11 protein-coding genes are annotated in these 9,908 nt (G+C 67.3%); 7 read left to right on the top strand and 4 right to left on the bottom strand.

Features of this window, described 5'->3' with window-relative positions:
- The 3 genes from HCK04_RS39450 to HCK04_RS39440 all read right to left on the bottom strand — a co-directional run.
- Positions 1-253, bottom strand: a 253-nt coding sequence (locus tag HCK04_RS39450) for a DUF4145 domain-containing protein (RefSeq protein WP_142652633.1), incomplete at its 3' end; no start/stop codon positions are given.
- 23 nt (positions 254-276) lie between these two features.
- Positions 277-1,494 carry a restriction endonuclease subunit S gene (locus HCK04_RS43265; protein ID WP_142652632.1) on the bottom strand — a complete coding sequence of 406 codons (1,218 nt, stop codon included), beginning with the start codon at positions 1,492-1,494 and terminating at the stop codon, positions 277-279.
- Positions 1,491-3,008, bottom strand: coding sequence for a class I SAM-dependent DNA methyltransferase (locus tag HCK04_RS39440; protein WP_142652631.1), 1,518 nt, complete (start codon positions 3,006-3,008; stop codon positions 1,491-1,493). Before HCK04_RS39440 ends, HCK04_RS43265 begins: the two co-directional genes overlap by 4 nt.
- 365 nt (positions 3,009-3,373) lie before the next feature.
- Here HCK04_RS39440 and HCK04_RS39435 point away from each other — a divergent pair, with 365 nt between their 5' ends.
- From HCK04_RS39435 to egtD, 6 genes are all read left to right on the top strand, one after another.
- Positions 3,374-3,556: a hypothetical protein gene (locus HCK04_RS39435; RefSeq protein ID WP_142652630.1), complete on the top strand. Its 183-nt coding sequence runs from the start codon at positions 3,374-3,376 to the stop codon at positions 3,554-3,556.
- 5 nt (positions 3,557-3,561) lie between these two features.
- Complete coding sequence (locus HCK04_RS39430; RefSeq protein WP_142652629.1) at positions 3,562-3,969, top strand: hypothetical protein; 408 nt, start codon at positions 3,562-3,564, stop codon at positions 3,967-3,969.
- A gap of 149 nt (positions 3,970-4,118) precedes the next feature.
- Entirely contained in the window at positions 4,119-5,255 is a 1,137-nt protein-coding gene (egtA, locus tag HCK04_RS39425) for an ergothioneine biosynthesis glutamate--cysteine ligase EgtA (RefSeq protein ID WP_142652628.1), read from the top strand.
- Entirely contained in the window at positions 5,252-6,562 is a 1,311-nt protein-coding gene (gene egtB / locus HCK04_RS39420) for an ergothioneine biosynthesis protein EgtB (RefSeq protein ID WP_260617566.1), read from the top strand. The genes egtA and egtB overlap by 4 nt, the downstream gene beginning before the upstream one ends.
- Before the next feature lie 3 nt (positions 6,563-6,565).
- Complete coding sequence (egtC, locus tag HCK04_RS39415; RefSeq protein WP_142652627.1) at positions 6,566-7,267, top strand: ergothioneine biosynthesis protein EgtC; 702 nt, start codon at positions 6,566-6,568, stop codon at positions 7,265-7,267.
- Between the two features lie 9 nt (positions 7,268-7,276).
- The gene (gene egtD / locus HCK04_RS39410) at positions 7,277-8,254 is read left to right on the top strand and encodes an L-histidine N(alpha)-methyltransferase (protein WP_142652626.1); all 978 of its coding nucleotides are present in this window, start codon (positions 7,277-7,279) and stop codon (positions 8,252-8,254) included.
- A gap of 3 nt (positions 8,255-8,257) precedes the next feature.
- Here egtD and HCK04_RS39405 read toward each other — a convergent pair whose 3' ends face one another.
- Positions 8,258-9,595, bottom strand: a complete 1,338-nt coding sequence (locus HCK04_RS39405) for a HAMP domain-containing sensor histidine kinase (protein ID WP_168066642.1) — start codon at positions 9,593-9,595, stop codon at positions 8,258-8,260.
- 76 nt (positions 9,596-9,671) lie between these two features.
- Between HCK04_RS39405 and HCK04_RS41685 the strand changes: the two genes are divergently transcribed.
- Positions 9,672-9,908, top strand: a 237-nt coding sequence (locus HCK04_RS41685) for a hypothetical protein (protein ID WP_205831263.1), incomplete at its 3' end; no start/stop codon positions are given.

Raw genomic sequence — 9,908 nt, 5'->3', positions numbered from 1 at the left:
GGTCCATCTTGGTCCGGATAATGGGGCCGACCAGTTTCACCATGGTCGGCTCGGTGATCAGCGCCGCGAGGTCATCGCGGTACGGCAGCCGCAGTGTGTCATCGGCCGTGTAGAGCCAGGTGATTGCCAGCTCCAGCGTTCGCCGGGCATAGAAGCATGACACTCGTGGATCTGCGATCGCGAGCCGCTCCGCACGGCTCGCTTCTTCGTATAAATCAGGCCATTCCGGACGAAGGAACGTGAAGTTGCCCAACGGACACCCTCCGGGGGAAGGATTCAGTTATCCTGATTGTCCCACATGTCCCCCCGGAAGGCGCGCTGCTGCAGCGAGGTAAATAACGCATCAGCTTCGTTCAGGTACTTCTGGTGGGATGCCCTAATTTGATTTATTTTGTCGAGCTTTTGCGTGAAATGACGCTGAAGGTCCATCGAAGGCAAAATGATGGAGATGTTTCCTAATCCTTCGCCATCCAGTCGCTTTGTCCCGTGAGCCGCAGTGGAGACTTGCTGGAGGGCGTGCGTGGACTGGGCACGCAGACATGCTGCCAAGAATTGCGGCTCAATTTCCCGCTTGGGCAGCAATGCCTTAATGTCCTGATTTATTGTTGCTGGGATTCGCAGCACGGAAACGGGAAAAGTGTGGCTCAAAATCATGCCGCGAACCACTATGGCGACCGTATTGGGGGGGAGTAGCTTCAGATTTGTTTCTTGTGGGACCTGCTCGCTGATGTGGTCTTGCGAGTCCCATAGGTCGCTGTGTTTCATATCTTTTGGTGTGAACCAGGGAAGATTTCCTGACCAATATTTTGCATTGCTTTTGGTTGGCGTTCCTCCGCTATAGGGATGGCAAGCCTCCGTTAAGGGAACGCTCTCAAAACCCTGGGCGTTCTTTACGGGGTCCCCAAACAAATCTAAGAAGGTGGACTTGGCGAGGTCATCGATGAGGGCGATCGCCTTTCGGCGCTGATCGCGCAGTGCGGCGGCCTGTCCGAGCGCCCGGGCGATTAGCTGCTGCTCCGGAATTGAAGGAAGCGGAATTTCGATCCTTTCAAACATTTTCTGATTAATCTTGAAGGTTCCGTTGGTTGTACGTGCCATCGCCTCGATCTGCCGTCGCACCACGTCTCCATTCCAAAGAAATTCCAAGAATTCTGGCAAGATTTCGGCGTTGGGGCGGACGGCAATCATGGTGTCCGGAAATAATGTGTCCTCCATGTTGTGCGTTGGAAAGAAGCCGCGTCCAACAAGTTTGATATTTCCATTTCCTCGGCAGATTAAAAAGTCGCGATGATCTACCGTTTGATTGCTTGAGGGTTTCGAATGAAATGTAGATTCTTTGAATTGAGTTTCGTCGAACCGATCGCCAGTAATAGCGGAAAGCGTTAGCACTTTGGCGATGACGGTGCCATCGCTGGAGGGTGACAGTCCGTTCCTTGGTGGCATGCTCAATACCTTGGAAAATGGCCGCGTCTGCCACTTGCTTGAAATCCTCACGATAGCAACCTCTTTAGTTCGGACATGCCCTGCTGGATATTGGACTCTATATACTCCAACTCCTCCAGGATCTCCCCTGGAGGGCGGTATTTTATCTCCTCGTGGATGGCCTCTTTGTACCGATTGAAACCTAGGTTGTATCCCTGTGCGGCGATCTCGGATTTGGGAACTAGGAAGCTTTGTTCCGTCCTGGCCCGCTGCTTCTCGCTACCATTGCGGAGCGCCCACCGTGCGAGCACGTCCGGCAAGTTGTTCTTGGAGTGGGCGGCCTCATCGAGTTGTGCCGTCGGCGTCGGGCCGATCTTGTCTTCGGTCAGAAGTGGTGTGCGCTTTTCATCCAGACTGAAACCATCCGCCGTTACCTCGTAGAACCAGACGTCGTCTGTGCCACCACTATTGGTTTTGGTGAAGAACAGGATGGCCGTGGAGACGCTGGCGTACGGCTTGAAGACCCCACTCGGCAGCTTGACCACAGCATCGAGCTTGTGGTCCTCAATCAGGATGCGGCGGAGGTCCTTGTGAGCCTTCGTGGAGTTGGAGAGCACTCCGTCAGGGACGATGACCGCTGCTCGGCCGCCTGGTTTGAGCAGGCGGAGGAAGAGCGCCAGGAACAGCAGCTCGGTCTTCTTGGTCTTGACGACCTTGAGCAGGTCCTTCGCGGTGGTCTCGTAGTCGAGGCTTCCGGCGAATGGCGGATTGGCCAGGATCATCGTGTAGCGCTCGGCCTCGCTCGCGGTGCTCTCGGCTAGCGAGTCCCGATAGCGGATGTCCGGTCGTGCGATCTCATGCTGCAGCATGTTCATGCTGGCGATCCGCAGCATCGTGCTGTCGAAGTCGAAGCCGTGGAACATGCTCTCGTTGAAGTGGCGCCGCTGCGCCATGTCGAGGAGCGCGTCCTTGTGGGTCCGGTTGACGTACTGAGCCGCCGCCACCAGGAAGCCAGCGGTGCCGCAGGCCGGGTCGCAGATCACGTCCTGCGGGCCGGGGGTCATCATCTCGACGATGAGCTGGATGATGTGCCGAGGGGTGCGGAACTGCCCGTTCTGCCCAGCGGTTGCGATCTTGCTGAGCATGTACTCGTACAGATCGCCCTTGGTGTCCTGCTCGCCCAGACGGATCTCGTCGAGCATGTCGACGACCTTGGTGAGCAGGTTCGCCGTGGGGATCGTGAACCGTGCGTCCTTCATGTGGTAGGAGTAGGTGGAGTCCTCCCCACCCAGCTCGCGGAGCCAAGGGAAGACCGCGTCCCGCACCACCTGGTGCATGCTCTCCGGGTGCAGTTCGGTGAACTCCGACCAGCGTAGGGCGTTGGTCTCTTCGGTGTAGATCGGGTTCTCGATCGGCTTCTTGCTCCGGCTGGCCCTGCGCTCTTTTGCCGTCTGGATGTCCTCCAGTCGCCGGATGAACATTAGGTAGGTGATCTGCTCGATGACCTCCAGCGGGTTGGAGATCCCGCCCGACCAGAAGGCATCCCAGAGCCGGTCTATCTTGTTCTTCAGTTCACCCGTAATCACGGTGTGTCAGCGTAGCGGAGCAGCCCGACGCCTCATCGGCTTCCGTCGAAGATCGTGACCTACGGCCAAGAAAGGCAGGGGCATGAGCAGTACACACACTTACGATCGCGAAGGGCCTCCTTTCGGCGTTCTTCCCTGACGCGGCTGACCGGGCGGAGGTCGAGGAGGGCGCTCAGGCTCTCGTCAACGTGAGCAGAGCCCACCGTTTGGCTGAGATGCGCAAGCGCCTGGGGCTGACGCAGGCCGAGCCGCCCTGCGGATCCGGCGGAGGACGCGGGGAGCAGGGGAAATCCGCCTTCGGGAGGACGTCTCGTCCACGTGTGCTCTGACGGCGCCGCGGGGGACCGCTCCGTACGGTCCTCCGCATGCTCAACAACGCGATCACCTTCCGCCGCGTCGCGGCGGGCGCCAGCCTCATCCTCGCCCCGCTCTGCCTGCTCCTCGGCATGGCCGCCGACCCGTCCGAGCCAGGGGTCGAGGACCCTCTCGTGTACGCGCACAACTCGGCGGCCGTGGGCGGCAGCGCGACGCTTCTCCATTACGCGTAGGTCCTGTGGCCCCAGGCGTGATCGGCCTCGTCCACTTCGTAAAGCGGAAGGGCGTGGTGCTCGCCAACGTCACGATCCTCGGCCCCATCAACTTCTCGGTGCTGATGATCTCGGACTTTTTCGACATCGTGGCGTTCGGGATGTTGCCGGTGGACCAGGCGGAGAAGCTCATGCAGGACGCGGCGCAGCCCGCGATGGTCGTCGCCTGGCAGATGCCCGGGATGATCGGGTCGTTCCTCGGCCTCGTGCTGGGGGCCGTCGCGTACGCCCGGAGAGGCCGGGCCGGGTGGCGGTTCCCGGCCGGCTTGCTCGTCGGCGTCGTCGGGCTGTTCGGCGCGAGTGCGTGGAACCTCGGCTGGGCCTCGGCGGCCCGGTCATCCTGCTGGTCGTCTTCGGAATCGTCGGCGCTTTGATGATGATGATGTGCGACGAGGACCGGGGCATCGGGGGTGTGACGCCCGATAGCTACCTGTTTGGATGGGTTTCAGGTTGAATGGGGCAATTACGGGGAAAGCTGACTCGGCACGACATAGTCGGCAGACCTCGGCCCGATGGGGGGCGAATGACCGACGTGCAGAGGTACGCCAGGGACTGCTTCCGCGGGGTCACCTCCGACCGGTTGGGCGTCGAGCTGGAGTTCCTGGTCTTCGACGCGGACAACCCCGTGCTTCCTGTCCCCATCGCTCGGATCGCGGGGGCGCTCCCCGTGCTCACGGGTGGCAGCCGGGTGACGTTCGAGCCGGGCGGGCAGCTCGAACTGTCCGCCCCGCCCGACGTCCTGCCTGTCGCCGTCGCCAGGCTCACCGCCGACGTCGACGCCGTACGGCTCGCGCTCGCCCGGGCCGGGCTGCGGCTGGGCGGCCGCGGCCTGGACACCCTGCGCCCGGCCGTGCGGCAGTTACGAGAGCCCAGGTATGAGGCGATGGCCGCGTTCCTGGAACGGCCGCACGGCCTGACGATGATGTGCTCGACGGCGTCGATTCAGGTCAACCTGGACTTCGGCGCCGACCCCCGGGCCCGCTGGGAACGCGCCCACGCGCTCGGCCCGGTGCTGGTGGCGGCCTTCGCCAACTCGCCCTTCGACGGGTGGGCCTCCGGCCGCCAGGCCGTGTGGGGCAGGCTCGACCCGAGCAGGACCGCGCCGGTCGCCCGGGACTTCGACGGGCGCGGCGACCCGGTGGGCGACTGGGCGCGCTACCTCCTCGACGCCCGGCTGATGCTGGTCCGGGGGTCCGGCGGGCTCCGGCCGGTGCTCGACGGCTCGGCGTTCCGCGACTTCGCGCGCGTGGCCGGGCGGCCTCCCGGCGAGGCCGACCTCGCCTACCACGCCACCACGCTCTTCCCGCCCGTACGGCCCCGGGGCTGGCTGGAGGTGCGCTACCTCGACGCGCAGGGGGCCGCCGAGTGGCCCGTGTGCGTGGCCGTCGTCCACGCGCTCGTCACCGACGACAGGGCCGCCGCGATCGCCATGGAGGCGGCCCGGCCGGTCGCCCACCGATGGGCGGACGCCGCCCGTCTCGGTCTCGCCGACCCCGGCCTGCGCCGGTCGGCCTCGGCCTGCTTCCGCGCCGCCGCCGAGGCCCTGCCCCGCCTCGGGGCCGAGCCCGCGCTGGTCGCCCGGGTCCGCGCGTTCGCCTCTCGGCACATCGAGTCCGGCCGATCGCCGGCCGCCGATCAGATGGAGGAGATACTCGCGTGACCGATCTCGACGCCGTTCTCGGCAACGCCGGCCCGACCGGCCTGAAGGAGCGGATCGCGGCCGAGCTCGCCGCCGTACGCGAGCGGTCGCTGGCCTACACCGACGCCGACGACGACCTGCTCGTGCGCCAGCACTCGCCGCTGATGTCGCCGCTGGTCTGGGACCTCGCCCACGTCGGCAACTACGAGGAGCTGTGGGTGCTGCGCGAGGTGGGCGGCATCGAGCCGCTGCGCCCGGAGATCGACCACCTCTACGACGCGTTCAGACACCCGCGCAAGGACCGGCCGTCCCTCCCGCTGCTCGGCCCGGCCGAGGCCAGGAAGTACGTCTCCGGCGTACGCGGCCGGGTGCTCGACGTCCTCGACCAGGTGGACCTGACCGACCCCGATCCGCTGCGGTCCGGCGGCTATGTCTTCGGGCTGGTGCTGCAGCACGAGCACCAGCACGACGAGACCATGCTCGCCACGATCCAGCTGTCCCGGCGGCCCGGCCTGGTCCGCGACGGGGAGCTGCCGCCGGGCAGGCCCGCCGCCGACCCCGAGGTCCACATCCCCGGCGGCGTCTTCAGGATGGGCACCGACACCATCGGCTGGGCGTACGACAACGAGCGGCCGGCCCACCGGCTCTACCTGCCGGGCTACCTGATCGACCGCCACCCCGTCACCAACGGGGCGTACATGGAGTTCATCGAGGACGGCGGCTACCGCGACCCGCGCTGGTGGCTGCCCCAGGGGTGGGAGTGGGCCGAGCGCAACGGCGTGGAGGCCCCGCTGTTCTGGACGCGCGACGGCGGCACCTGGTGGCGGGTCCGGTTCGGCAGGGAGGAGCCGGTGCCGCCGGACGAGCCGGTGCAGCACGTCTCCTGGTACGAGGCAGACGCGTACGCCCGGTGGGCGGGCAAGCGCCTGCCGACCGAGGCCGAGTGGGAGAAGGCGTGCGGCGGCCGCACGTACCCCTGGGGCGAGGCCGACCCCGGCCATCTCGGGCGCTGGGCCAACCTCGGCCACCGCGCGGCCCGGCCCGCGCCCGCCGGGGCGTTCCCGGACGGCGCGAGCCCGTACGGCGTGGAGCAGCTCATCGGGGACGTGTGGGAGTGGACCGACTCGTGGTTCCAGCCCTATCCCGGCTATCGGTGCTTCCCCTACGAGGAGTACAGCAAGGTCTTCTTCGGGGAGACCTACCGGGTGCTGCGCGGCGGGTCGTGGGCCACCCATCCGTCCGCCGTCCGCACGACCTTCCGCAACTGGGACTACCCGATCAGACGGCAGATCTTCGCCGGCTTCCGCTGCGCCCGCTCCGAGGAGTGAGGGATGTGCCGCCACGCGGCGTGGCTGGGCCCGGTGCGGTCCCTGACCACGCTCATCAGCGACTCCTCGCACGGCCTGCTGCACCAGGCGTACGCGCCGCGCCTGCAGAAGTACGGCACGGTGAACGCCGACGGGTTCGGCTTCGGCTGGTATGACGGGTCCCGGCCCGTGCGCTACCGCCGTACCGTGCCGATCTGGGCGGACGCCAACGTGCCCGGCCTGGCCGGGGCGGCCCGCTCGCACTGCATGATCGCGGCGGTGCGGTCGGCCACGGCCGGGATGCCGATCGAGGAGACGGCCACCGCGCCGTTCGCCGACGGGCCCTGGCTGCTCAGCCACAACGGCAGGGTCGGGCGCGAGGCCGTGCGGCCACTCGCGCCCGACGCGGAGAGCGTGTGCGACTCGGCATGGCTCGCCGCGGCCGTGTTCGCCCGGTTGCGTGACGGCCTGCCGCTCGCCGGCGTCCTGCCCGCCGTGGTCCGGGCGGCGTCCGAGGAGGACCCGGAGGCCCGGCTCAACCTGCTCGTCACGGGAGGTTCCCACCTGGCCGCCGTCGCGTGGGGCGACACGTTGTTCACGCACCTGGAGGAGGGGGTGCTGGTCGCGAGCGAGCCCCTGGACGACCGGCCGGGCTGGCGGGCGGTGCCCGACCGGAGCCTGCTGCTCGCGTCCCCCGACGGCGTTTCGGTGACACCGATCGATTGAGAGGCGACCATGGTTACCGATCATCTCGGCGGCGACTATCTGCGCCAGGCTCTGGAGAACGACGTGCGCGCCGGGCTTACCTCGTCGCCCAAGTGGCTGCCCCCCAAGTGGTTCTACGACGCCGCGGGCAGCGAGCTGTTCTCCCGCATCACCCGGCTGGCGGAGTATTACCCCACCCGGTGCGAGCTGGAGATCCTGCGCCGCCGCGCCGTCGACGTCGCCGGCCTCAGCCGGGCCGACACGCTCGTCGAGCTGGGCTCGGGCACGAGCGAGAAGACCGTGCTGCTGCTCGACGCGCTGGCCAACGCGGGCACGCTGCGGGCCTACACGCCGGTCGACGTGGACGCCGTCACGCTGGAGGCGGCGGCCGGGCGGCTCGCCGTACGCTATCCCGGCCTGGACGTGCGGCCGGTGCGTGCCGACTTCGAACAGCACCTGGCGCTGCTGCCGAGGACCGGCAGGCGGCTGGTGGCGTTCCTCGGCGGCACGATCGGCAACCTCCCGCCCGCCGCGCGGGAGGTGTTCCTCAAGGAGCTGCGGGCCACGCTGCGGCCGGGCGACACCCTGCTGCTCGGCGCCGACCTGGTGAAGGATCCCGCCCGCCTGGTCAGGGCGTACGACGACCCGCAGGGGGTGACGGCCGCCTTCAACCGCAACGTGCTGCGCGTGCTCAACCGGGAGCTGGACGCCGGGTTCGAGCCGGAGGCGTTCGAGCACGTCGCGCTGTGGGACGACGACAACGAGTGGATCGAGATGCGGCTGCGGGCCACCCGGCCCATGGAGGTGCCGATCAGGGCGCTCGGCCTCACGATCCCGTTCGCCGAGGGCGAGGAGACGCGTACGGAGATCAGCGCCAAGTTCCGCAGGGAGGGCGTGCTCGACGAGCTGTCCCGGGCCGGGTTCGCGGTCTGCCGCTGGTACACCGACAGTTCCGGCGACTTCGCGTTGACCCTGGCCGCGGCCGGGACCGCCGTGGGCGTCACCTGAGCGTCACCGGGTGAGCTGCGCCCTGGCGCTCGCGAGCAGCGGCAGGCGCAGGACGAAGCGGGCCCCGCGCGGGGAGTCCTCGATCCGCAGCGTCCCATGGTGCGCGTCCGCCGTGAGGCGGCACAGGGCGAGGCCGAGCCCGGTGCCCTTGGGGTCGCGGCGGCGGCCGTCCTTCAGGCGGACGAACGGCTCGAAGACCCGCTCGCGGTCCTCCGGCGCGATGCCGTCGCCGTCGTCGAGCACGGTGACGACCGCGTCGTCCCCGGCCCGCCCGACGATGACGTCGACCTTGCTGCAGGCGTGGCGCTGCGCGTTGACCAGCAGGTTGGTCAGCACGCCGCACAGCTGGACCCGGTTGCCGAGGACGGTCACCTCGTCTTCGGCCTCGACGTGCACGTGCACGGGCACGCCGTTCGTGCGGGCGGCGGCCTCCTCGCGTGCGATCGCCGCGAGGTCCACCGGCTCGTGTTCCGCCGCCGCGGACGTGCGGACCCGGGCGACCGTGAGCATCTCGTCGATGATCGCCTGGCACCGCTCGGTGGTCCGCACCGCCGTACGGATCGTCTCGTAGGGGTCGGTGTCCTCACGGTAGAGCAGAGCCTCCTCAAGTTGCGTGCGCAGCCCGGCGAGCGGGGTCCGCAGCTCGTGGGAGACCATCGAGGCGAAGTGCCGCTGCTGACGCACCGAGACGTCGAGGCGGTCGAGGAAGCTGTTGGAGGCCCGCGCGAGCTCGGCGATCTCGTCGCGCCCGGGCGGCTGGGGAACGCGCAGGCTGAGGTCGCGCACGCTGATCTCGGTCACCTTCTCGCGGATCTCTCTGACCGGACGCAGCGTGCGGCCTGTGGCACGCCAGCTCGCCCAGGTCCATCCGGCGGTCATCATCAAAACTCCGATCGCGATGAACAGTTCCAGCCGATGCGTGGCCAGGAGGCCGGGCTCGGCCCTCCCCGCGTACACGGCGTGGGGCTCGCCGCCCCAGAACAGCCGGGACTGCACCGGCAGGACCCGTACGGCGGTGAGCACGATGCACCGGTCGCCGTCGGGGCACTCGATGCGGTACTGCAGCCGGTCCTCGCCCCCGGGGAAGGGGGACGTCAGCGGGGCCTGGCCGCTCGCCGCCCGGCTCGCGGTGATCACCCGGTTGCGGGAGTCGACGAGCTGCACCAGGTCCGCGTGGCCGGCCGGCGGCTCGGGGACGCCGTTGGGGCCCATCCCGGCGATCCAGTCGGTCGCGACCCGCTGGGTCTCGATGAAGAGATGGCTGTGGATCCGGCTGCGGATGGCGAGGTCGAGGCCGAACCCGATCACCGTGAGGACGATGAGGGACAGGACCGCGCTCATCAGGGCGGTCTGTGCCTGGATCGAGCGCGGGCGTAGAGGCAAAGGCATGTGCCGGCCCGCCATGACCCCTCCATCCGTGTACGCAATGCAATGGCTAGGAAAAAATCTTAATAAGGGATATCCGGGAACGACGACTCCTGAACGTGTCAAATGGAAAGCCTTGCGAGAACAAGGCGAAGGATCGACGTCGTCTTTGCCTGATCAACCATTTGCGGTGGTAGACGGCTTGGCAGATGCTTTTCCAAATGTGACGGATGGTTTTCGTGCGAAAATCGTGCTCGCTCCGGCGGCGAGGACGAGACAGGCGGCGACC

The organism is Microbispora sp. CL1-1 (genome assembly GCF_012034195.1).
In the GTDB taxonomy this organism is placed as follows: domain Bacteria; phylum Actinomycetota; class Actinomycetes; order Streptosporangiales; family Streptosporangiaceae; genus Microbispora.
Note: the sequence above shows the minus strand (reverse complement) of the source record. Positions and strands in the feature narration are given on the sequence as shown.